The 23487-nt window shown below is 71.9% G+C and carries 15 protein-coding genes; 6 read left to right on the forward strand and 9 right to left on the reverse strand.

Annotated elements, in window-relative coordinates; genetic code table 11:
* The first annotated feature begins 62 nt into the window (after positions 1-62).
* The 4 genes from COUCH_RS15720 to COUCH_RS15735 all read left to right on the forward strand — a co-directional run bounded on the left by COUCH_RS15720 (position 63) and on the right by COUCH_RS15735 (position 8353).
* The gene (locus tag COUCH_RS15720; RefSeq protein ID WP_249612822.1) at positions 63-6299 is read left to right on the forward strand and encodes an RHS repeat domain-containing protein; all 6237 of its coding nucleotides are present in this window, start codon (positions 63-65) and stop codon (positions 6297-6299) included.
* Between the two features lie 49 nt (positions 6300-6348).
* Positions 6349-7254, forward strand: coding sequence for a hypothetical protein (locus COUCH_RS15725; protein ID WP_249612823.1), 906 nt, complete (start codon positions 6349-6351; stop codon positions 7252-7254).
* Positions 7255-7258: 4 nt separating this feature from the next.
* Positions 7259-7693 carry a hypothetical protein gene (locus COUCH_RS15730; RefSeq protein ID WP_249612824.1) on the forward strand — a complete coding sequence of 145 codons (435 nt, stop codon included), beginning with the start codon at positions 7259-7261 and terminating at the stop codon, positions 7691-7693.
* 102 nt (positions 7694-7795) lie between these two features.
* Positions 7796-8353: a dihydrofolate reductase family protein gene (locus COUCH_RS15735; protein ID WP_249612825.1), complete on the forward strand. Its 558-nt coding sequence runs from the start codon at positions 7796-7798 to the stop codon at positions 8351-8353.
* Positions 8354-8574: 221 nt separating this feature from the next.
* Here the strand turns inward: COUCH_RS15735 and COUCH_RS15740 are convergent, their stop codons facing one another.
* A complete protein-coding gene (locus COUCH_RS15740) occupies positions 8575-9180 on the reverse strand; it encodes an alpha-L-rhamnosidase C-terminal domain-containing protein (protein ID WP_249612826.1) in 606 nt (201 codons plus the stop codon).
* 269 nt (positions 9181-9449) lie between these two features.
* On the opposite strand from COUCH_RS15740, the gene COUCH_RS15745 reads away from it, so the two are divergent.
* Positions 9450-13826: an AHH domain-containing protein gene (locus COUCH_RS15745; RefSeq protein ID WP_249612827.1), complete on the forward strand. Its 4377-nt coding sequence runs from the start codon at positions 9450-9452 to the stop codon at positions 13824-13826.
* 73 nt (positions 13827-13899) lie between these two features.
* Positions 13900-14499: a helix-turn-helix transcriptional regulator gene (locus tag COUCH_RS15750; protein WP_249612828.1), complete on the forward strand. Its 600-nt coding sequence runs from the start codon at positions 13900-13902 to the stop codon at positions 14497-14499.
* A gap of 21 nt (positions 14500-14520) precedes the next feature.
* On the opposite strand, the gene COUCH_RS15755 is transcribed toward COUCH_RS15750, so the two are convergent.
* Genes COUCH_RS15755 through COUCH_RS15790 form a run of 8 tightly spaced genes read right to left on the reverse strand, consistent with a single transcriptional unit; the run spans position 14521 to position 23481 of the window.
* Positions 14521-15609: a hypothetical protein gene (locus tag COUCH_RS15755; RefSeq protein ID WP_249612829.1), complete on the reverse strand. Its 1089-nt coding sequence runs from the start codon at positions 15607-15609 to the stop codon at positions 14521-14523.
* Between the two features lie 28 nt (positions 15610-15637).
* Positions 15638-16255: a hypothetical protein gene (locus COUCH_RS15760; RefSeq protein WP_249612830.1), complete on the reverse strand. Its 618-nt coding sequence runs from the start codon at positions 16253-16255 to the stop codon at positions 15638-15640.
* Positions 16248-19328, reverse strand: coding sequence for a LamG-like jellyroll fold domain-containing protein (locus COUCH_RS15765; protein WP_249612831.1), 3081 nt, complete (start codon positions 19326-19328; stop codon positions 16248-16250). Before COUCH_RS15765 ends, COUCH_RS15760 begins: the two co-directional genes overlap by 8 nt.
* Positions 19325-20641, reverse strand: coding sequence for a baseplate J/gp47 family protein (locus COUCH_RS15770; RefSeq protein WP_249612832.1), 1317 nt, complete (start codon positions 20639-20641; stop codon positions 19325-19327). The genes COUCH_RS15765 and COUCH_RS15770 overlap by 4 nt, the downstream gene beginning before the upstream one ends.
* 5 nt (positions 20642-20646) lie before the next feature.
* Positions 20647-21084 (reverse strand): hypothetical protein, encoded by a 438-nt coding sequence (locus COUCH_RS15775; protein ID WP_249612833.1) that lies wholly within the window; start codon positions 21082-21084, stop codon positions 20647-20649.
* Positions 21081-21425 (reverse strand): hypothetical protein, encoded by a 345-nt coding sequence (locus COUCH_RS15780; protein WP_249612834.1) that lies wholly within the window; start codon positions 21423-21425, stop codon positions 21081-21083. The genes COUCH_RS15775 and COUCH_RS15780 overlap by 4 nt, the downstream gene beginning before the upstream one ends.
* Positions 21425-23110, reverse strand: a complete 1686-nt coding sequence (locus COUCH_RS15785; RefSeq protein WP_249612835.1) for a hypothetical protein — start codon at positions 23108-23110, stop codon at positions 21425-21427. The genes COUCH_RS15780 and COUCH_RS15785 overlap by 1 nt, the downstream gene beginning before the upstream one ends.
* A complete protein-coding gene (locus COUCH_RS15790; protein WP_249612836.1) occupies positions 23107-23481 on the reverse strand; it encodes a hypothetical protein in 375 nt (124 codons plus the stop codon). Before COUCH_RS15790 ends, COUCH_RS15785 begins: the two co-directional genes overlap by 4 nt.
* Positions 23482-23487 lie beyond the last annotated feature (6 nt).

Consider the following 23487-nt stretch of genomic DNA (forward strand, 5'->3'; position numbering starts at 1 on the left):
GAGACCCCCTCATGAGGATGGCCCCTGCCCGCAGAACGCTCGTCTGCATCATGGTCGCGTCCGTGACGCTCGTTCTCGGCGTCCGCGCACCGGCCTACGCCGACCCCGGCTACGACCACCCGGCGCCGCAGGACGCGAAGCCGGTGCCGATGACGAAGGTGCCGGCCCGCGCCGCCGTCATGCCGAACACGAAGATGCTGACCGGCGCGGTGCCGGCAGCGGCCTGGCCGACCGGCGCCGCCGAGGTCGCCGCGACCGGCACGCCCGCCAAGGCCGGCGCCCTGCCGGTCAAGGTCGCGTCGACCGCGTCGACCACCCTGCGCGTGGAGTTCCTCGACCGGGCCGCCAGCGACAGGGCCGGGGTGCCGGGGGTGCTGATGCGCGTCGGCGCCTCCCCGGGCGCCACGACGCGGGCCGCCGCCGCGGCCGGGACCCGGGTGCCGCTGAGCATCGACTACCGCGGGTTCCGCAACCTGTACGGCGGTGACTGGGCGTCGCGGCTGCGGGCGGTCGCACTGCCGGAGTGCGCGCTGACCACACCGTCGGCGGCAGCGTGTGCGGGGAAGCCGCTTGCCGGCTCCAACGACTACCGGGCCGGCGTGCTCACCACGACCGCCTCCCTGGCGGCTTCCGGCACTTCGCTCGTCGCGCTGGTCGGCGGCGAGTCCGGACCGGCCGGTGACTTCGGCGCCACCGACGTCGCGCCGTCCTCCACCTGGCAGGCCGGCGGCAGCACCGGAGACTTCACCTGGAGCTATCCGCTGCGGATGCCGCCCGCGCTGGGCGGCCAGGCGCCCAAGGTGAGCTTCAACTACTCGTCGCAGTCCATCGACGGGCGCACGTCGGCCACCAACAACCAGCCGTCCTGGCTGGGTGAGGGCTTCGAGTACTCGCCGGGTTACGTCGAGCGCAAGTACAAGAGCTGCCTCGACGACATGGGCGGCAACGCCAACAACAGCAAGAAGACCGGTGACTTCTGCCAGTCGGACGGCTCGAGCGTGGTGCTCTCGCTGGGCGGGTCGACGAACGAGCTCATCTACAACGCGACCGACAAGTACTGGCACCCGAAGAAGGACGACGGCACGAAGGTCGAGCTGGCGACCGACACCAGCTTCGCCAACGGTGACGGCGACGGCGAGTACTGGAAGGCCACCACGTCGGACGGTGTGCAGTACTGGTTCGGGCGCAACCGGCTGCCCGGCTGGAGCGCGAACAAGGCCGAGACCAAGTCCGTCTGGACCGTACCGGTGGCCGGCAACAACCCGGACGAGACCTGCCACAAGGACGCCTTCGTCGACTCCTTCTGCGACGAGGGCTGGCGCTGGAACCTCGACTACGTCGTGGATCCGCACCAGAACACGCTTTCGTACTGGTACGCGCCGGAGGACAACTGGTACGGCCGCAACAACGACGCGACCAAGCGCTCGAAGTACACCCGCGGCGGCGTGCTGAGCCGGATCGACTACGGCACCCGTACCACCGACCTCTTCGGCACGGCCCCGATGCAGGTCCTCTTCGAGCCGGGCGACCGCTGCTCCAAGACGACCGACTGCGACATCGACAACAAGGACAACTGGAAGAACTGGCTGGACACCCCGCTCGACAAGCGGTGCAAGGAGAACACCGACTGCAAGGACAACTTCTCGCCGACGTTCTGGTCGACCAAGCGGCTGGCGAAGGTGAGCACGCAGGTCTGGGGCGGCTCGGACTACCGCAAGGTCGACTCGTGGACGCTGCGGGCGTCGTGGACCGAGCCGCTGGACGGCAACCACGCCGGCCTCTGGCTCGCCGGCATCACCCACACCGGCCACGTCGGCGGCACGATCACGCTGCCGGAGACCGTGCTGACCGGCACGAAGATGAACAACCGGGTGGACTCCGACTCCGACGACATCTACGCGTACGCATGGCCTCGCCTGACCGCGATCCGCAGTGAGAGCGGGGGCCAGACGTCGGTCTTCTACACCGACCCGCAGTGCGTCGCGGACACGCTCGAGCCGGACAAGGACCATCTCGACACCAACCAGCTGCTCTGCTACCCGGTCAAGTGGACCCCGGACGGGTTCGAGAACCCGATCACGGACTACTTCCACAAGTACGTGCTGCGCGCCGTCACCGAGACCGACCTGACCGGTGGCTCGCCCCCGGTGAAGAGCAGGTACGAGTACCTCGGCAAGCCGGCCTGGCACTACGACGAGTACAACGGCCTGGTCAAGAAGTCCCGGCTGACCTGGGGCCAGTGGCGCGGTTACGAGGGCGTACGGGTCCTGCACGGCGAGGCGGGGGAGCAGACTCGCACCGAGACGTCCTACTTCCGCGGCATGGACGGCGACAAGACCACGGGCGGCCGCCGGGACATCAGCCTGCCGGCGATCGACACGTCGCCGACCGCGGCGGACTCGGACGCCTTCGCGGGCATGGTGCGTGAGGAGCGCACGTACGACAACGACAAGGTCATCTCGGCGAGCGTCTCCACGCCGTGGCAGTCGGCGGCCACCGCGACCCGGACCGTCGACAACGTCGCCACCGAGGCGCGTTTCGTCAACGTCGCGGCGACCCGCAGCCGTACCCTGCGCCCGGCGGACGACTCGTGGCGCCGCACCACCAAGACCATGAAGTACGACGACCGCGGCATGCTCGTGCAGACCGACGACGGCGGCGACGACGCGGTGGTCGGCAGCGACACCGTGCCCGGCGACGAGACGTGCGTCAAGACGACGTACGCCCGTAACAGCACCCTCTGGATCATGGACCGGCCGTCGAAGGTCGAGACGTACGCGCGCCCCTGCGCGGTCGCGCCGAAGACCGCCGACGACGTCATCGGGATCACCCGCAACTTCTTCGACAACTCGCTGACCGCGGGCGCCGCGCCGGGCACCTACGGCGACGTGACCCGGGTGGAGTCGCTGGCCACCTGGAGCAGCCCCACGAGCATGACGTTCGTCGCGCAGCAGCGTGCGCACTACGACGACTACGGCCGTACCGATCAGGCGTGGGACCTGGCCGGCGTCAAGCGCACCACCACGTACGACCGGGTGTCCGGCGGTGGCGTCACCAAGGTCACCCAGACCACCGTGGCCGACTCGAAGCTGCACACCACGTCGTCGGAGTTCGACCCGGCGTGGGGCGCGCAGACCGCCGCGGTGGACGAGAACGAGAACCGTACGGACATCACCTTCGACGCCCTCGGGCGCACGGCGGCGGTGTGGCAGCCGGGCCGCAGCCGCTCGGCCGGCGCGAACGCCGTCTTCACGTACGAGATGCGCACGGACGGCGTGGTCGCCACCCGCACCCAGACGCTCAACGCGGCCGGCAACTACGTCACCAGCTACACGCTCTTCGACTCGCTGCTGCGCAAGCGTCAGACGCAGGCCGACTCGCCGACCGCGAAGTCGCGCATGGTGACGGAGACCCGGTACGACTCGGCCGGCCGGGCGGTGCTCGAGCTCGGTCCGGTGGTCAACAACAACCCGCCGGGCAAGGACCTGGCCACCGTCGAGGCGGACCTGGTCTACCCGCAGACCCGGACCACGTACGACCAGGCCGGCCGGACGGTCGCCCAGATCTTCCAGCCGCGCGGCACCGAGCGCTGGCGCACGACGATGGTCTACGGCGGCGACCGCACCAGCAAGATCCCGCCGCAGGGCGGCACGGCCGTGCAGACCGTCACCAACGCCATCGGCAAGACCGTCGCCCTCAAGCAGTACAAGCCCGGCGCCGGCGTCGACAGCGGTACGGTCACCAGCTACGCCTACAACCGCAAGGGCGAGCTGGTGCTGGTCACCGGCCCGGGCGGCGCCAAGTGGGAGTACAAGCGCGACCTGCGGGGCCGGCTCGTCCAGACCAAGGACCCGGACAAGGGCACGGTCGACTACACCTTCGACACCGCCGACCGCATGGCCACCGTGACCGACGCGCGCGGCGCCGCGTCCGCGCTGAAGTACGGGTACGACGGGCTGGGCCGCAAGACCGGCATCTTCGACAAGGCCACCAACGCCAAGCGGGCGACCTGGGCGTACGACACCGCTCCCGGTGGCAAGGGCAAGGTCGCGTCGACCAGCCGGTGGGTCGGTACGGACGAGTACCGGACGGCGATCCGCGGCTACAACCCCCGCGGGCTGTCCACCGGCACCACGACCACGCTGCCGGCGTCCGAGGGCGCGCTGGCCGGTGATTACACCTACATCATCGGTTACAACATCGCGACGGACAGCAGCGTCTCCGGGTACACGTACGGCGGCCGCGCCGACCTGATGCCGGAGACGATCTTCTACAACTACGACGCGGCCAGCGGGCTGCCGGCCAGTGTGGACAGCGACTACCCGGGCGCCAACGCGTACGTGAAATCGACGTCGTACTCCGGGATCGCGCAGCCGACCGGCTTCGTGCTGACCACCGACAAGCGCGGCGCGGTGGAGACCTACCGCGACTACGCGTACGACCTGTCCACCGGCCGGCTCGACCACTCGACGACCAGCACCACCTCCAAGGGTGTGCTGTCCCAGCCGCAGTACAGCTACGACGACTCGGGCAACATCACCCGCATCTCCGATCCGCTCACCGGCCTCGGCGGCAACGCCGACACCCAGTGCCTCGCGCAGGACTATCTCCAGCGCCTGACCGAGGCGTGGACGCCGGCCGACGGCGACTGCGACCCGGCCAAGCGCAGCGTGGCGGGCCTCGGCGGCCCGGCCAGGTACTGGCAGTCCTGGACCTACGACGACGCGGGCAACCGCAAGACCCAGACCGACCACGGCACGCCGAGCGGCGACGCCCTCACCGAATATCACACCGCCGACGGCAAGAACGCTCTGGCGAGCACCACCGGCGCGATGGCCGGCACGTACGACTACGACCCGATCGGCAACCTCCAGCGGCGGCCGACCGGGACCGGCGACCAGACGCTCACCTGGGACGCCGAGGGGCACCTCGCGTCGATCGCGAGCGGGTCGAGCACCACGACGTTCCTCTACGACGCCGGCGGCACCCGCCTGCTGCGCAAGGATCCGCTGGTCACCACGGTCTACCTGGGCGATGTCGAGATCCGGCTGACCCGGGCGACCGGCGCGATCGCCGAGACGCGCAGCTACAAGTGGGCCGACCAGACCGTCGCGATGCGCACCAGCACCGGCGTCACCTGGCTGGCCAACGACCACCAGGGCACCGCGAACATCCTGATCGACGCGGTCACCCAGCGCTCCACGATCCGCTATCAGTCGCCGTTCGGCGGCTATCGCGGCAGCGTGCCGCAATGGCCCAGCCAACGCGGCTTCCTCGGGGGGCAGGCCGATCCCACCGGACTGACCCATCTCGGCGCCCGCGAGTACGACCCGGTCATCGCCCGGTTCGTCTCGGTCGACCCGGTGCTGGACAACGCCGACCCGCAGCAGATGAACGGGTACTCGTACGCCGACAACAACCCGATCTCGTCGTGCGACCCCGACGGTCAGCGGCCGTACCTCGAGCCCGGAGAGGCCGCCTATCCGCCCGCCAAGGGCGGCGGTGGCGGTGGCGGTGACAGCGGCGACTCCGAGGGCAGCGACCGCTGGTGGGAGGTCTTCAAGATCCCGCACGATGCGGCGATCGCCGAGCGGGTCCGGCAGATCAAGATCAAGTGGCCGCACGCCCGGGTCACCGTCACCCAGGCCGACAACTTCATCCGGGAGGGATCGTCCAAGGGCAACAACAAGCCCGGGTACGCCGACCTCATCTGCTGGAACTGTGACAGCGGCCGGATCTACATCTGGGAGATGAAGCACAAGGGCGGCCAGGCGGAAGCCGAGGGGCCGGCCCAGCTGACCCGCTACGTGAACAAGCTCCAGGCCCAGATCCAGACGGATCCGAAGTACGCCGCGGACAGCAAGAAACAGGTGGAGAAGGGCCCGCGCTTCGGCGTGGCGATGAACTCCTCCATTCCCAATCCGGCGAAACCAGGCTCGACGATCCTGGTGGAGGACGGCGCGGCGGACGGCATCCAGGTCTATTCGTTCGAGGACAACGACAAGGAACCCGCGGCGACACCGACGCCGACCGCCACGTCCACCCCGACGCCGATAGCGACCGACTACCCGCGCCCCGGCGGGCGGACACCCAGCCCGTCGACGAGCGCCCGGTCGCCGGAGCTGCCCGCGAACGACGGAGTCAAGGTGGGCGCGCCCGACGTCGAGACCGTCGTCGCGGTGGTCGCGGTGGTCGCGGTGGTGGCCGTCGTGGTGGTCGCCGCGATCGTGCTCGCCCCGGTCGCCGTCGCCGCGGTCGCCGTCGTGGCCGGCATCGGGTCGCTGTTCGCATGGGGATAATGGCACTCCCACGAGTGGAAGGGGCCGGAGGCGACCGATGGCATGGCAGATGCAACTCCAGCTGACGGTGGAGCGGCCGGCGGACGACGCGGCGGCGGCACGGATGCTGCGGGCCTGGTTCACCGGCGCCTTCGAGGCGATGGGCGGCAAACTGCGCGCCGCGGTGCTCGCCGCCGAGCCGATGTCCGACTACAACCTGAAGGGCCGGCCCGCCGACGAGCCGTACGGCAACCCGGGCGAGGTGTGGAGCGCGATCCACACCTCGGCCCGCGGGGCCCGCGGCGTCGTACGGACGAAGTCGAAGGCGTTCTCCACCAAGGCGTGGAAGGCGTTCCTCGACGGGCTGTCGGCCCCGCCGTTCGGCGCCGAGCTGACCGCGATCACCCTCGACCACGCCGGGTTCCCCAACGCCTTCCCGGCGCTGGGCATCGGTCTGCGGACCAACGACGACGATCCCGGCTGGTGGTTCCTCAGCGTGCGCTTCGGGCCCGAGCTGCTCGACGATCCGGAGTTCCAGAAGTCGACGCTCACCTTCGTCCGGTCCTTCGCCGACGACTGGAACCCCGCGTACGGCGAGATCTCGTACGACCGGGGGAGCGGCCGCACGGCGTACGAGTCGGTGTTCCGCGGCCAGCCCGACCAGACCTCGCGCACCAGCCGGCAGACGCTGCGCGGGTACGCGTGGCTGACGATCTGCCCGCAGGAGATCGGCGACCGCCTCGGCGGGCTCGCGGCGCTGCGGGCGAGCGGCGCGTTCGCCCAGGTGGAAGCGCTGCGCAACGGTGGCTACTGGCTGCTGGCCACCGACGACTGGCGTGACTTCGGCCAGCCCGCCGCCGAGCGGATGTTCCCGGTGCTCGCATCCGCCCTGCGCCCGGGCGAGCCGCTGCCCGACGCGCCGGACGACCCGCCCTACTACGTGTCGCGTCGCGACGCGGCCGAGGCGCAGGGCTGAACGCATGGGTTACACCGGCCGCATCCTGGTCGCGCGCACCGGCCCCTTCCCCGGCGCCCTGTTCGAGCAGGAGAGGGCCGGCGGCTGGCGCTGGATCCAGCTCGACGGGGACGTTCCGGGCGCCCTCGGCGAGCTCGTCGAGGCCACCGGCACGCCGGCGATCTCGGCGTTCGTGCTGGACAGCGACGTCGCCGACGTGCAGGCGCTGACCCCGCACGGGCAGCGCTGGCGTACGTACCTGAACCCGGACGTCGCCAACCGCTTCGGCGCGCCGCCGCTGAGCATGACTCCCGACGAGGTCCTGCGTGCGGCGATCTCCTGGGCGGCCGAAGCCGGGCTGACCGCCGACGCCGTCGCCGTCCGCGAGGCGCTCGAGGCGCATCACGTCGAGGCCGAGGAAGCCTTCGAGGACCTGATAACCGCCCTCGGCGTCGTCTGACGCCGTCGGTGGGCAGCCCTCCGGGGGAGGGCCGCAATGGGGCGGGTCGAGGACGTCGTGGCGCCCATTCCGGAGAGCGGCTTGTCACTAGGCTCGCCGGTCATGGGAATCCTCACCTTCAGCCTCAACCTCACCCTGGACGGTTGCGTCGACCACCAGGAGGGGATCGCCGACGACGAGACGCACGCCTCGTTCACCCGTCTCATGGACGAGCACGGGGCAATGCTGTGGGGCCGCGTCACGTACGAAATGATGGAGGCCTTCTGGCCGGCCGTCGCCCACGGCGATGTGGAGGCGCCGCCGGCCCTCCGCGAGTGGGCGGTCAAGCTGGAGGCCAAACCCAAGTACGTGGTGTCGTCGACGCGCGACGACTTCCCGTGGGCCAACAGCCACCACATCGCCGGTGATCTGCGCGAGGGTGTGCAGAAGCTGAAGGACGCGACCCCGGCCGGGGTCCTCCTCGGCAGCGGCAAGCTCGCGACCGAACTCGACCGGCTGGACCTGATCGACGAGTACAGGATGCTCGTCCACCCCAGGATCGCCGGCCACGGCCCGACGCTGTACCAGGGCGGACTGCCCGCCACGCGCCGGCTCGAGCTGCTCTCGGCGGAGCCGCTGCGTAACGGCGTGGTGGCCATGCACTACCGCCGCGCGCGCTGAACCACACGAGTCCACCGCGCCGGCGGCGCGCCATCCTCTGCGCACTCGCCGCGCCGCCGTCGGCCGAGCGTGCTCGCGCTGGCACGAACCGGCCGGGCGGCTCCTGGGCCGGCTCGCCGAGGGCAGGGTGACCGGGCCCCGGATCACCGGCCTGCCGCTCGCCGGCGCGGCCGGGGCGCTGTCGCTGCTGGGGAACGGCGAGAACATCGGCAAGGTCGTCCTCATCGCCTGATCGCGGCGCTGAAGGTGTGATGCCCCGACGGGACCGTGAAAGTGGCGTTGGCGCCGTTCATGCCGATGAACGTCGCTCCCGGCGGCCGGGTGACATCGCCGCGACGGTCCGCGGGCACGTGGACCGTGGCGATCGCCCCGGCGGGGATGGCGACCTCGAGAACAAAGCTTTTCGGCGTACGCCTCCAGCTTGAAAAGATTGTGCCCCGGGGGGAATCGACGTGGGCCGAGGCGTGCCGCAGATCGCCGACCGGGGTGGGTCTGACGGTGATCCGGGCGTAGCCGGGAGCGGCCGGCTCGATGCCCGCGACGCTCTGGTGGAGCCAGTCGTCGACGGTGCCGAGGAAGGCGTGGTCGTGCGAGCGTGAACCGGCGTCCCACTCCTCCCACATGGTGGTGGCACCGAGGAAGGACTGGGCGGAGGTGACGCGTCCGCTGTCCCAGACGTCGGCGTGCCCGTCCGCGGTCGTCGAGACCTCGAGCCGGTACCCGGTCTGCGCGCCCGGCGCCGCCACGATCCACCCGAGCAGCGGCCGGGCGGCGTCCACGCCCAGCGGATCGGCCCGGTGCTCGACGGTCGGCCCACCGACCCGCACCGCCGGGCCGGCTACGGCCGCTCCGGCCGGGGGTGCTGTCGGAGACCGCGAGGGAGAGCACGAGCAGGACCGCAGAAATGAATCGTTTCATTGACGCCTCCAGCGGCAAACATATGGCCCTCCGTCGATGTGGTCAACGCGATGCATCCGAGCGGGCGCAACGGGGGCGGGAACAGCCGGCGCTGATTCGGCGCGGATGTCCGACAGTTGAGTCCCGGTGCGGCGGCACGTGGCAGTTCAATGGTGTCAGCGCGAGAGATCGGACAGCCGTGACCAGTGACGGAACGGATTCAGCTCAACAGGATCGCGCGCTCACGTTCCCGGTCCGGCTGCGTGGTGCCAGTCCGGCCGAGATTCTCGCCGGCGACGCCTGGGAGGACGCGGCGCATGCGGCGCTGAGCCGGGCCTTCGCCGCGGCGCGCCGATCCTTGCCGGCCGGTGAGGCCGTCGGCGGTGGGGTGGTGCTGCACCCGCCCGAGGTGGCCGGTCCGGACCTGTTGCCGCATCAGGTGGCCGCGCTGCGCGCCCTGCTCGAGCGGGCGATCCGCCGGGCAGCCCGGCAGCAGCGCCTGCCGATCGCCGCCGTGGCCGAGCCGCCGGCTGCCCGCAAGCCGGCCCGGGGCGGGCATATGCCGGCGAAGGTGGCGAAGCGGGAGGACGTCGGCGCGCCCTACCGGATCCGGCAGAAGGTCGTCTTCCGGCTCACCGTCCGCCGGTTCTTCGAGATCCGCAAGCGGTTCGGCCGCAGCGACGGCGGCGCCACCGATCCGGTGGACCCGATGGAGCTGTACTTCGCGCAGTTGGACGAGACGGTGACGGCCGTCGCCTGGCTGGTCGAGGCTCGGCGCAAGTACGAGTTCCCGTTGCTCAGCCATGATGTCACCGCGGCGTACGGGGCGACCCGCAAACCGGGGGAGTACGTCTGGTCGATCAGCGGCTGGGGACAACTGCGCAAGGCGTTCGCCGAGGCTGACAAGGACGGGAAGATCGCCGCGGCGATACCCGACTTCAGCCGCAGCGGGTTCGTCGAGGCGGCCCCGGGCGGCGCCGGGACGGTCGTGCTCCCCGGCGGCTGGGTGATCTTCGTTGCGATGGTGCTGCCGACCATGGCGCTCGGCGACGTGGTCGAGCTGAAACCGGACCGCACCGTCGAGGTGCCGGTGAGCGAGGCCGGCCCGCTGGTCACCCAGCAGGCCTTCGCCGCGGTGACCGGCGCGGACTGGGCCGCGACCGTACGGGCGTTGCCGGACTACAAGATCCCGGTGGCCGTCACGCCGTTCACGGTCAGGCGCCAGGTCCACGAGCGTGCGCTGGTCGCTCTGCTCAGGGCGTACCGGAAGACTCCGCTGGGTCTGGTCGTGCCGTTGAGCGACCGGATCCCGGAGGAGCTCGGGCCCACGCTCGGGCCGTTCGTCGCGGCACTGGCCGACCCGGCCGCCCCGGCGGCGGCCCGCAAGGGCCCGGTCAACGGTTCCTGGCCGGCGCGTAGCGTGGGCGTGCACCTCAGTCCCGAGCTGGCCGCCGATCTGCGGATGCGGGTGCTGCGCCAGGCGAACGCGGCCTTCATCGACGCGCAGGCCACCGAGCTGCGGCGCATCCTGCGGCTGGAGAACGGGTTCTGGTCGGCCGACCGCAAGGAGGCCTTCCGGGCGTACATCATCGGGTGGGACCGCGGGCGGCGGGATCCGGCGCTGTTCGTGCTCGTGCTCGACGAACTGCGGGACCGCGGCGATCTGGACGCCTTCTTCACGGCGGTGGGCGAGATGTGGTCCACCGACACCTACCTCAAGCGGCTCATCGTGCGGCTGGTCGTGGGCTCCCCGTATGCCGACGACCCCCGGATGGGTGCGGTGGTGGCGGGCATCGAGGCGCTCGTCCACAGCGGTGAGCGTGGTAAGTACGACGTGGACAAGCAGGAGATCTGGCTGCTCGGCGACTCGGACAAGATCGTCCGGGCCGCCGGGGACAGTGCCGACGACGCGGCCGGTGTGGTCGCCGTGGTCGATCCGTACTACTCGGAGGCGTCGCGGGTCCACCAGCCCAAGCCCGAGATCCTGGAGAAGCTCAAGGAGCCCACCCGCAAGAAGGTGAGCGAGCTCATCGGGCGGATGGTCTGCAATCCGGGCGAGCGGATGACCCGCGAGGAATTGCTGCAGAAGGCCATGCAGGAGGCCGCCAAGGAGATGGCGCCGCTGGAGGAGAAGGACCTGGTCAAGGTCACCCTCCGCAGGACGGTGCGGGTGCTGAGGCTGGAACGGCGTACCGAGGGCGGGGTGCCCGAGGTCTATGTCCACTACCAGCCGGTGCAGAAGATCGGCGACAACCCGTGGGTGCCGGCCGGCGAGGTGATCATCGGTTCGCCGACCGCGTTCGAGGCTTATCTGACCTACTACCACGTGCAGCACCTGGAAGAGGCGCTGACCATCTTCCTGCTCGCCGAGACGGTGATCCTCGGCGGGGTGCTGATCATCGAGTTGGGCATCGCGACGGGGGTGCAGCTGTTCTTCTTCGTCAGCGTGCAACTGGCGATCTACCGCTTCACGACCGACGCCGAGGACCGCACGCTGCAGGGGTACCTCACCGCCGCGCTCAAGGGAGAGCTGGACGCGGTCGGGTTCAAGGGCCTGTCGCTCGCCGTCAAGCAGGTGGTCGGCTTCGGGGCCGGTTTCCTGGTGACCCGGGAACTGGTCTCCGAGGTGGCGACCAAGTGGATCGTCTTCGCCTTCCGCGGCGGGCTGACCGCGGCCGGCATCGGTGCCATGGAGGTCACCTACCAGTTCGCCGACGACCTGCTGCACTACTCGCACTGCTCCGGCTGGTCCAGCCCGGGCACCTACTGGACGCGGTTCAAGCACGGTTTCGTGGCCGGGCTGGTGATGGAGTTCGCGGTGGTCCCGCTGCTCTCCCCGGCGCTGCGGCCCGCCCTGGAGAAGGCGTCCACGGCGCTGGAGGCGGCCGGCGCGTTGCGCAGCTCCGGCTTGTCCTACGGCGAGACCATCGCCGCGTTGCTCAAGGGCTCCCGCGAGGTCGAGGCGGCGATCGCCCGGACGGTCGAGCACGACTCGGGTGCCGTCATCGCCAAGGGATTCCGCGCGAAGCTCACCGAGATCCTCGACGCTGTCGGCCGTGAATACCGGTCCCGTGCGTACCAGTCCCTGCTGGAGCTGTACGGCCCGGAGCTGACCGGCGCCGCCGCCGAAGGACTGGAACGACTGCTCCGGACGGCGGGGCAGCGGCAGATAGACGGGCTGCTGCAACGGCTGCTCGCCGCCAAGGCGGCACCGGCGGAACTCCTGCGCGCGATCGGGGCCGCCGACGACGCCCTCGTGAAGGCGATGAGCGAGGCGGGCACCCTGACACAGCTCAGCTCCGCCCCACGGGTCCTGTTCTTCCTCACCCAGGACCCGGCGGTCGCGGCCCGGATCCTCGGCGGGCCGTTCCGGTATGCCCCGGCCGCGCTGGAACGCTTCCTCCAGCGGCTGGAGCCGCTGTCGGCCGACGCCGGACGCAGCGTGATCCGGGCACTCACGGCCGACGACCCCCTGCCGGCCGAGCTGCTGCTCGCCGCGGCCAGGCAGGTCGGCCCGCTCGACGAAGCGGCCCTGCTGCGGCTGCGGCAGCTGCACGAGGCCGAGCTGCAGCGTGCGGCCGCCGCCGAGGTGAAGCCGCCTCCGAAGCCCCCGGCCGAGACGCCGCCGCCCGCCGATCCGGTTCAGCCGCCGCCGGAGAAGCCGGCCGAGCAGCCGGCCGACAACGCCGCCGACAAGCCTGCCGAGGCACCGGAGAAGCCGTTCGTCATCGAGACGGCCACGCTGGACGAACTCCTGGCCGCACTGGAGAAGAAGGGCTTCACCCGCGGCGACCTGCGCCTGTTCATGGGCGCGAACACCAGGCTGTCGGCACCGCTGGCCCGGCGTGTCGCCCGGCTGCTGGAGCGCTTCACGCCCGCCGAGGTCCGCGAGCTCGGCGAGTTCCTCAGCCGGCACCGCGTACGCCTCAACGACCGGACGGTCGACCTGCTCGACGAGGTTCCCGGCGGCAAACTCGCCGACACGATCGAGCGTATGGAGAACGTCCAGGCCGGCAAGGCGCCGCACCGCGACGAGTGGTCCGAGTCCGACCTCGCCGAGCGGGCGGACGTCACCATCCACCCGGGTGCTCCACCGCCGTTGGCCCAGTTCGTCGAGACACCCGGCAGCGTCGCCCTGCGCGGTTCGATGCTGAAGGCCGGGCACCCACCCCCGCCCCCCGGATACCACGCGCACCACATCATCCCGGAACGGGAGTTCGGGCCCGGCCTCGACTGGATGCGCGAACGGCTCAGGAGCGCGGGCAGCGGCATCAACGAGGCCGAGAACGGCGTGTTCCTGGCGGGCAGCCGGGCCACGGCGAACCCGGAACTGACCCGGCTGCACAACTCGTACCTGCACGCCGGGCCCCAGGCGGAGTACGCATACACGCTCACCCGCCGGCTCGGCGACCTGCACGGCCAGGAGTTCATCGCCGAGGTACGCACGATCGCCGAGGAGATGGCCGAGGGCAGGTTCCGGACCCTGGAGATCCCGCGCGGGTGGAAGGGCAAGTGGGAGCCCGGGATGAGCGCGCCCGTCGACCCGAAGGTGACTCCCGAGCGGATCGAGGAATGAACCTCCCTGATACGTCCAGCTGCTGTCGGACCGAAGACAACACCGGGACACCCGGCCTTCTACCGTGATCAGCATGCGAACGGCTGTCCCCTTGGCGGCCAACGGCACCGATGTGGTGCCGGTCCTCCGGCGCATCCTGCCGTGCGGGTGGGTCACCCTGGTCGCGCAGGACGACACGACCGGGCTCCGGCACTCCTGCAGGTGGCCGGGGACGGATGGGCGCGGGCCGGTCGGAGAGGAGGACCCGGCCGGCGCAACGGTGCTGGACTGGCTGCTCGCACACCCGAACCAGCTCGACCCGGTCCGGCTCGACGCGGCGCTGCTGCTGCCGCTGGGCGCGGACGCCGGGTGGGTGCTGACCCGGGTACGCGGCGAGTTCTCGGAGGCCGAGCTGGACGCCGCCAGCCTCATCGCACCGGGACTGCGGTTGCGCTGGCGGCTGTGCGCGTACCGTCCCGAGGGCCTGACCACGCGGGAGCTCGACGTCCTGCGCCTGGTGGCGGCCGGGCTGACCGCGAGCGCGGTGGCCCGGCACTGCCGGATCAGCGCGCGGACCGTGCACAAGCATCTGGAGAACGCCTACGCGAAGCTGGGCTGCCACGACCGGATCACGGCGGTGCTGATCCTGCGCGATGCCGGTCTGCTCGGCGGCGGCGTGGTCCGGTCCGCCTGAGGGACCGGACCACGCCCGCGATCAGCTGGTGGCAACGGTGAACATGCGCAGGGCGCCCAGCGCCCGGCCCTTGCGGTCGCGCTGGACGATGTCGATCGCCTGCAGGGCGCCGGGCCGCTCCTCGTCGGTCTGTACCAGCAGCTTGCCGCGCTTGGCGTCCTCGAAGGTCGGCATCCGGTGCCGGTGCGGCCGGTGGTGGCCGCGGTGCGGGAAGTGTGGCCAGTATCCGCCCCGGATGTCCGGATGGTCGTCGTCGCGGTCGTCGTGCGGCGGCTCGCCGATGTCGTCGACCGACAGTTTGGTGGTGAGCGGACGCTCCGAGACGAAGAGCGGGAACGGTTCACCCTTGACCAGAACCGACAACTGACCGAGCTCACCCTCACTGCCCTCGGCGGCGATGACGAAGTCGTGGGACAACAGCAGCGCGCGGTCCCCGGCGCCCAGGCCGGCCCGCAGGTCCACGGGCTCGAACGCCACGAACGTCTCCTCGACGCCGCGCGGGGCGGGCATCACCAGGAACTCCATGATCTGCTCGGCTCGCAGACTCATCGGCAGCACGGTGATGTTGCGCTGCCCCTGGTGCTGGTCGGTGACCACCGCGAAGTCGTCGGCCTCGAGCAGCTGGCGCCCGTCGTCGGCGTTGTCGGCGTCGGAGTAGACGTTGGCGACCAGGCACATGTGCCCGTCGCCGTTGAGGGTGGCGTTGAGCTCGGCGTTGGTCGGAATCCACGGAGCCGACCCGTTGACCAGGCAGGTGACCACGTGAGCGTCGGTCGGCCCGGAACTGCCGGAGCCGGGCGCCACCGAGCCGACCGATCCGCGCAGCCGCTGGATGGCCTGGTTGGGGTGGGCGATGCCGATGAACGGGTTCATCACGTACGCGTCGACGTGCACGTCGGTGACCGGCGCCTGACCCTTGTTGGACACCCGGACCTTGACCGACGTCTGCGCGCCGACCCGGGTCTGTGTGTCGTTGGGCCCCCCGCTCAACGCGATGCTGAAGTTGTTCCACTGCGGGTTCGCGCCGGTGTACGGGCGGGTGCCGTCGTCCTTGGTGGGCGACGAACCGAAGTCGACGCTGAGGTAGAGGTCGCCGGGAATCGGTGGCATTGCTGGCCTCCTGTACGGGGAATCCGGCTCAGGCGGTGTAGACGACCTGGAATCCGGAGAGGGTGACGGTGTCGCCGGGTCCGGCGCCGTCGAGGGTGGCTAGGACGAAGTACCGGAACTGGACGGTGTCGACCAGCGCGTTGTTGGGATCGACGGGCGCGTTGAGGTCGAACGGGTTGGTGTCGCCGGTGACCCGGGCGAGTCGCTCGGCCGGGGCGACGGTGGACAGCAGGCGGGAGCGCATCAGCGCCACCCGCAACGTCCCGGTGCCGCTGTTCTGGCCCAGGCTGTGGAACGACGCCATCCGGGCGCCGTGGGGCAGCGACACCGACTGCACCCCGGCGAGGCTGGTGAGGCCTCCGGAGCGGGACGCGAATCCGGACGTGTCCTGCACCCATGCACCGGTTCCGGCGACCGGCGCCAGGGCCGGGGACAGGGTGAGCGTCTGCTGCACCGGCCCCGGTCCCTGACCGAGCGCCGTCAGCGCCGTGTTCACGTCGGTGACCACGTCGTGCAGCGTGGTGAGGTCCGCGGCGAGCGCCCGGAACCGGGCGTTGAACCCGTTCGGGCCGCCGGCCTGGACCCGGTCGCGGTTGTCGACGTAGTCGGTGTGCTGGAACGTCGGGTTGAAGACGACATCAGCCATGCTCGGCGTCCTTTCGGAGTCGGGAGACGGAACGGTGCAGCCGGAACTTCGGGTACGTGTAGTCCGGGTCCACCGACGGGCTGCCGGCCAGCTCGACGACGGCCGGGCGGATCGCCCGGGTCAGCACCTCGACGCCGAGCGGATGCAGGGCGTGCACCACATTCATGATCAAGTCGTACTGGTCGCGGCTGATCGTCGAACCGGCCGGGACGGTGGGCCGCAGCCGGATCTGCATCGCGTACGGGCCGTTGGCGCCGGCTTCCCGGAACGCCGCCTGCACCCACACCCGGCCCGCCCGCTGTCCGATCAGCCGTACCTGCGGCAGCGAGGTGGTGGTCACGCCGGCCTCGCCCGGCGTCGGCTCGAGCGAGCCGCTGGACCAGCTCAGCCGCGTCGTCGCGGACACCGTCGAGGGGTCGGGAACCACCTCCAGGTCGATCGACGCGTCCTCGGGCACGGTGCGCGGGCCGCGGACCTCGATCAGATCCTCGGCGGCGTGCCGGATCTCGACGGTCGTACCGGACACCGAGACCCACGCGAATCCGGCCGCGTGGGCCCGGGCCGCCAGCGCCCCGACGGCCAGGCTCGAATGCCGCAGGGTCAGCGCCCGGCCCTGCGCAGCCAGCGTGAGGGGCGCCCCGGCGGCCACCGGGACCAGTGCGGACACCACGGTGAGCGCCCCGGGCACCCCGGTCAGGCCGTCCAGCAGCGCCACGAGCCGGCGGGACACCCCGCGCTGCATCCGCCGCGCCGAGGCCGAGGCGTACGTGGCCCGGGCGTCGGTGACCGTGTCGAGCAGTCCCGGGTCCACCGGGTCACCGGGCGCACCGGCCACCTCCGGCCCGGCGCCCAGCGTGCCGTCGGCGGCGATCGTCGCGCCGGCGTCCAGCGTGGCCGGGCGCACGTGCACCGCGACCGACGCGGTGCTGGTGAATCCCCGGTGCAGCAGGTCCACGCTGATCACGGTCAGGCCGGGCAGGACACCGTCGACGGTGGCCGATGCGCCGCCGGCCGTGAGCCGCACGCGGCCCGGCCCGAGCCCGGTCGCCACCGACCAGATCAGCTCGGCGCCCGGCGGGGGGACCGGGGACGCGGTGAGGGTCAGCGTGCCCCCCACGTCCACCGCAGGTTCCGCACCCTCCGCGGGCGGCGGTGCGGCGACGAGGACCACCGCGCTACCGGGCGGGCAGGAGGCGTACACGCCGGCGTCACGGGGCTGGGTGCGGACCCAGGTGAAGCCGGCCTCGTGGGCCCGCGCGGCCAGCGTGCCCGCGTGCATCCCGGGGTGGGCGACGATCAGTCCGCGTCCGGCGCAACGGGCGTCGTCCGCGTCCGGCGTCCAGGCCTGCGTCACCTGCAGCCGTCCGGGCACCGGTCCCACCAGGTCGAGCAGCCGGTCCAGGTCGGCGGCGAGCGGCGGTTGCATCAGATGCGGGTCGCCCGAGGTGACCGGGCCGTAGTCGACGCGGGGATCGTCGTGGCGCAGCAGCAGCGCCGGATCGATCCGCCGATCGTCGGGATCGCCGTACAGGTCGGCCTCGGTGGTACCGCGCCGCCCGGTGGCGTCGATGCTCTCACCCGGACCGAGCGCCGCCGGCACCACCCGGACCAGGGTGTGCCCGCGTGTCACCGCGCTGTCCGCGTCGTCCACGACGATCGGGTCGGTGACCCCGCCGATCGTGCCCACCGCCTCGTTGAGCAGCTCGGCCAGCCCGGCCGGGGTGGGCAGCACCCAGCGCCGGAAGATCCGCAGCCGGCGGCGGTAGTGCCCGTCGCTCTCGCCCAGCACAGGCGCGAACTCGACCCGGGCGACCCGGCTGAGCCGGACCTCGTCGAGCACCGCGCGCAGCCCCCCGGCCCCGGGGCCGATGACCAGCGGTACGGCGGCGGTGAGCGCGCCCAGTGCGGTGGCGTCGGCGAGGTCGCGCCGGATGCCGTCCACCCACAGCGCCGCCGACGCCTCGGCCCGGTCCACCACGAGGGCGAGATGCGTGAACCGGTCGCCCGCAAGGGTCAGGTCGGCGTGCAGCACCAGCTCCCGGGTGTCGTCCGCGACGGTCGCCCGGACGGCCCGGGCCAGTCCCCGGCCGAATCCGCCGACCTCGACGGTCCAGCCCGGCCCGGTGGCGCCCCGGCGGGACAGGATCCTCGAGTCCGGGGTGGACACGTCCGGTTTGACGAAGCACTCGGCGGTGAACGACGCCGTCGCGGGCAGGTCGAAGGCGGGATCGGTGGCGACGGTGGCCGCGCCGGGTCCGGCGAAGGTCAGGGCCGGACCGTAGCGGCCCGGCAGGCCCGGGGTCGCGCTGCCGGACAGGACGGCGGGGTGGGCGGTCCGGCCCGGGAAGCGGCCGACGGCGTCCTCTGCGCCGACCGCCGCTCCGGGCGCGTCGTCCAGGTGGTACAGCGCGATGGTGTCGTCGTCGACCGGGTACGGCAGCGGCGGGAACCGCGGGACGGCCAGGTCCGCGCCGATCAGGTCCAGCGTCGGCCCGGCCGCGTGGTCGAGCCGGCGCTGAGCCGCGGTCCGGGCGATCTGCCGGCGCAGCGCGTCGCGTTCGGCGCCGAGCACCCACAGCAGCCGGGCCAGATTGCCGAGCAGCGCGCTGAGCGCCCACTGCTCCGCGGCCGGGCCGGGTGCCGCGACGAACGCGGAGCCGCTGCGGCGGGCCACCGTGATCCGGGTGAGCCGCGCCGCGCCGGTGGCCGCGGCGGGCACCGGCACCGGCACCGACTCGCCGGCCAGAGTCCCGGCCCGCAGCACGACCGGCACGTCAGCGCCGCCGCCGGGCAGCGCCGGGTCGGAGACCCGTACCGTCACCCGGGTCTCCCGCTCCAGGTCGCCGAGGGTACGCAGGAGGTACGACGGCACGGGTACGGCACCGAACCTGGCCTGATGGTCGGTGAAGTCGTACGCGGCGACATCGGCGGCGGCGGGCGTACCGGCGACCGGGGCCAGGGGCAGCGCCAGCACGTCGCCGCCGGCCGCGAACGGCTGGGTCAGCCGCCTCGACATCCGCCCGGTCGCGCCCCGGGCCACCGATTCCAGGTCGGCGCTCAACGGCAGGGTCATGGCGTCACCAGCTCGAGGTCGTGCAACTCGGCGTCGGTGCGGAGGACCGGCAGCTCGGTCGGGCCCATCGTGAGGTTCTGTCCCACCGCGGCGTCCACGGCTGTGCTGAGGTACGGCACGTCGCCCAGGGTGATCCGCCCGAACGCGGGCGGGTGCCGGCGCAGGTGCAGCCGCTGGACGTCGACCACGCCGGCCACCTCGACGATGGTGCGGACCACCCGGCTGTACAGCACGTCACCGCCCAGCCGCAGGTCGCCGAGCCCGGCGGCCAGCGCCTCCCGGATGGCGGTGGACAGCGCCGCCTGGTCCTGCCCCGGCTCGGTGACGATCCGGGCGCGGACGCCGACGTCGATGTGGTCGGCCTCCACCACGTTGGGGTGCACGCCGGCCGGCCGGACGAGGTCGATCGCGGCCGACACCCGCTCGAACACGCCGGGTACCGCCCCGGTGGTGGTCCAGGGCCAGCGGAAGTCGTGCGCCACCACGACGTCGAACCGGTACGGCTCGCCGATCCGCCGTTCCGCGTTGAACAGCCGTTCGGAGAAGAGGAACTCTCCGAAGAAGCTCTGCGACACGTCGACGCCGCCGAGCGGGTCGGCCAGCAGCACGTCGATCACGCCGTCGACGTCCAGCGCGTTCTGCCGTACCGCCTCGGCGGTCCACAGCGAGCGGGAGATGCCGAGTTGCCGCCCTCGGTAGCTGTCGTCATCCTCGCGCCCGTCGCCCCCGGTGAGGTCCTGCTGGTTGACGACGGTGAGGTCGGCGGGGCCGAAATCGGCCAGATACACCGCCCGGTACGCCGGGTCGACGGCCGTGATCGCCCCGGCCGGCACGTTGCCCGCGGCGCCGCGGCGGAAGGCCTGCACGGCCACCGTGGCGACCGGCGCGGCGGCGGTCAGGGCGACGACGGCCGCGGTCGCGTACGACTGGCTCTGCCCGGGGGCGAGCAGGATCGTCCCTTCGCCGACCAGGTACGTCCGTCCGGGCAGCCCACCGGTGAGGGTGAGGGTCACGGTTCCGGTGGCGAACGTGTCACGGCGGCCGAGGCCGACGTCGTCGCCGAGCAGATCGAGGGCGTCGCCGGTCGCGGTGGACACGAAGGCGCTGTAGTAGTAGTCCTCCAGCCGTTTCCACAGCTCGGCGTCCTCGTGCGCGGTGGCCTCGAGCAGTTTCCGCAGCGGGCTGGTCGAGGTGAGGTCCGGGTCCAGCCCGAGGGCGGCCCACATCTGCCGGGCGCGGTCCATCGCGTCGCCCAGGATGGCGTCGAACCCCTTGAGGACGAAGCCGTCCCGGGTCACTCCGAAGTCGCTCATCGTCCTCAGCGCTCCACGTCGGCGAGCACGACGGCCGCGGTGTCGTCGGTGGTCTCCACGGTCACCAGCACCCGCCACAGCCGGCCGCCGTGGTCCTCCTGCGTGGCCGCGGCGGCAGCGGCGGGGAAGTCGGGATCGTCGTCGAACAGCACGCCGGTCACCTCGCGGACCCGGGGATCACCGGACAGCGTCCGCAGCACCTCCAGCCGGATCAGCTCCTTGAGGATGGTGCGGTCGTGGTTGCCGCTGAACGCCTCCCGGGCGTCCAGGCCGTAGGTGGCGTTCACCCGGTCGGTGCCGTACGGGGTCAGCAGCCGCAGGGTGAGCGCCTGGGTGAGGTTGGACAGGCCCTGGACGGGTTCCACGCCGGCGGCGGTGAACACCAGGTCGCCGTCGGAGAGCAGGAAGCTGGCTCCGAATCCGGCCTGCGGTACGACGGTCATGAGGCCTCCAGCACGGTCTGGCCCGCGGAGTCGACCTGCCACAGCACGGGCCGCGGCGGGGTGGCGTTGGTCAGGCCCTTGGCGGTGTCGAGCAGCACCGGCTGGTTGCCGACGCTGAGCGTGGTGCTCATCCCGGCGGTCACCGAGACGACCTTGAGGCAGGGGGTCTCGCCGGCGTTCGCGTTCGTGTTCGTGCAGCCGGTCACCGTGGCCGCGAGCAGGTCGGCCTGCACCAGGACCGGGCTGCCGGCCGCGGTCAGCGACGAGGTCGACGCCTGCGCGACGACCGTGCCGCTGTGCGCGCACTTGATCGTGGAGTCGGTGGTCAGCACGGCGGCCATCAGGAGATCGCCACCTTCGCACCGTCGAGCTTCATCGACACCTGTCCGTTGGTCAGGGTCAGGGACTTCTGGTCGGTCGCGATGGTGACCTCTCCGTCCGCGTTGATCGTGATCCTGGTGCCGGAGTGGTGCTCGATCACCACGGTGTCGTCGGCCGGCGGCTCGGGCCGGGTACCGACGTCCGGCAGGCTCTTCTGACCCACCGTGATGTGCAGCGCGCGGGCCTGGATCACCCGGTGGCCGCCGGCGTCGGTGAGGTCGTTGACCCCCTTGCCGGTGGGCAGCCCGTCGCCGTCCAGCCCGGTCGGCAACGCCAGCCAGTAATCGCCCGGCTCGTTGGGCGGCGGTTCCAGCCGCGGCTTCTCCGACCAGATCCAGCCGGTGGCGACCGCGTCGTTGACCAGGCCGCGGTTGTGCGCCAGCAGCGCCCGCATCTTCGGGTAGACCGGCGTCACCAGGCCCACCCGGTGGAACGCGAACGGTGAGGCGACCGGCTTGTTGTGCAGCTCGACGTCCGTGCCGACCTCGCTGGTGACGCTCGGCGCCACCTCGCCGGCCGGCGGGTTCTGCCCGTAGTGCAGGTCGGCCAGATGACGGCCGTCCTTGCCGGGCCGGTACGCGGTCACCACACCGACGTCCACGACCGGGTGGTCCTCGCGGTTGCGGGTGATCACGTCCTGCCAGCGGTCCACCACCCCCTGGACCCCGCCCGGCGCGCGGACCCGGACCCCGGCCGCCACCGCGGTCAGGACCAGCGTGCAGGTGTAGCCGTTCGCCGCGCCGTACGCGTGCGTCACCCGGCTGATCCGCAGCGGGCCCGGCGGCACGTCGTCCAGGCCGGACACCGTGACCGTCTGACCCGGTCGCAGGCCGGGATGCCCGAGAACGGTCACCTCCAGGCCGGTGCGCACCGGCGGCCCGGCGTCGGCGCTGCGCTTGGCACCCGGTGTCACATCCTCCTTCTGCGCATCCACCCGCGAGACCAGATTCAGGTCCGGGTCGACGCGCACCGGCGCCGGGGTGGCGCCCACCGCCGCGCCCAGCCGCACCTCGCCGTCGCCCACCACCAGCGGGACGTCGGCCGCGTCGGCCAGCTCCTGCAGGGCGGTCAGCGTGGTGGCGGTGCAGACGCTGATGTCGCCCACCGATCCGGGAATGGTGGACTGCCGGGCCAGCGTCACCTCGGCCGCCTGAACCAGGTCGCGGACCAGGGTGAGGCGGGGGAGGTTCTTCGGCCGGTCGAGGCGGGCCGCCTTCTTGAGCAGTTTGTAGCCCGCTTCCTCCTGGCCCTCGATCACCGTGCGGGAGACACCGCCGCTGCCGATCCCGGTGGTCACCGCGATGACCCGGCCGGTCATCACCGGCCCGGCCCCGAACCGGGTGATCGGCTCGTCGAAGTACCCGAGGCTGATCGTCGCGCTGAGGCCGCCGGCCGGGTAACCGGCCCGCAGCTGGGCGATCTGCGACGCCGGCAGGTCGGTGAGCGTGATGGAGAAGGTGTCGGCGGCGGCGCCTTCCCCCATGCTGATGGACACCTCGGCGTCGAGGGTGAGCCCGCCGGCGTACACGTCGTTGGTGACGGTCAGCGGCAGGCCGATCCCCGCGAACGAGGCCACCGCGCCGAGCAGGCCCCCGCCGCCCCCGGCCGGGGCGATCCGTATCTTGTGCCAGAGCACGAAACTCATCCCGCCACCCCCGCCACCACCTCGGACCGGTACGCACCGGCGCCGTGCAGGTTGCCGATCGCGATCCGCGCGCTGCGCACCACCAGCGCCAGCTCGCCGGCGCGGTAGACCAGGCCCGGGATCACCTTGCGGCGCAGCAGCACGGTGCCGCCGGTCACGTCGTCACGGATGACGGTCATGACCAGGTACGCGCCCGGCGCCGGCAACGTGACGGCCGCGGCCAGCCCCTCCGGCGTGGTCGCATCGGGCAGAACCTCCTCGGCGATGTGCACGGCGAGGCCGAACACGTAGCTGCGGTTGCCGAACACGAGCCGGAACGACTGCGGGAAGCCCTCGTCCGGGTTCACCGGCAACCGGAGGAAGGTGCTCATCGGACA

The sequence above is a fragment of the Couchioplanes caeruleus genome (assembly GCF_023499255.1).
GTDB lineage: Bacteria > Actinomycetota > Actinomycetes > Mycobacteriales > Micromonosporaceae > Actinoplanes > Actinoplanes caeruleus_A.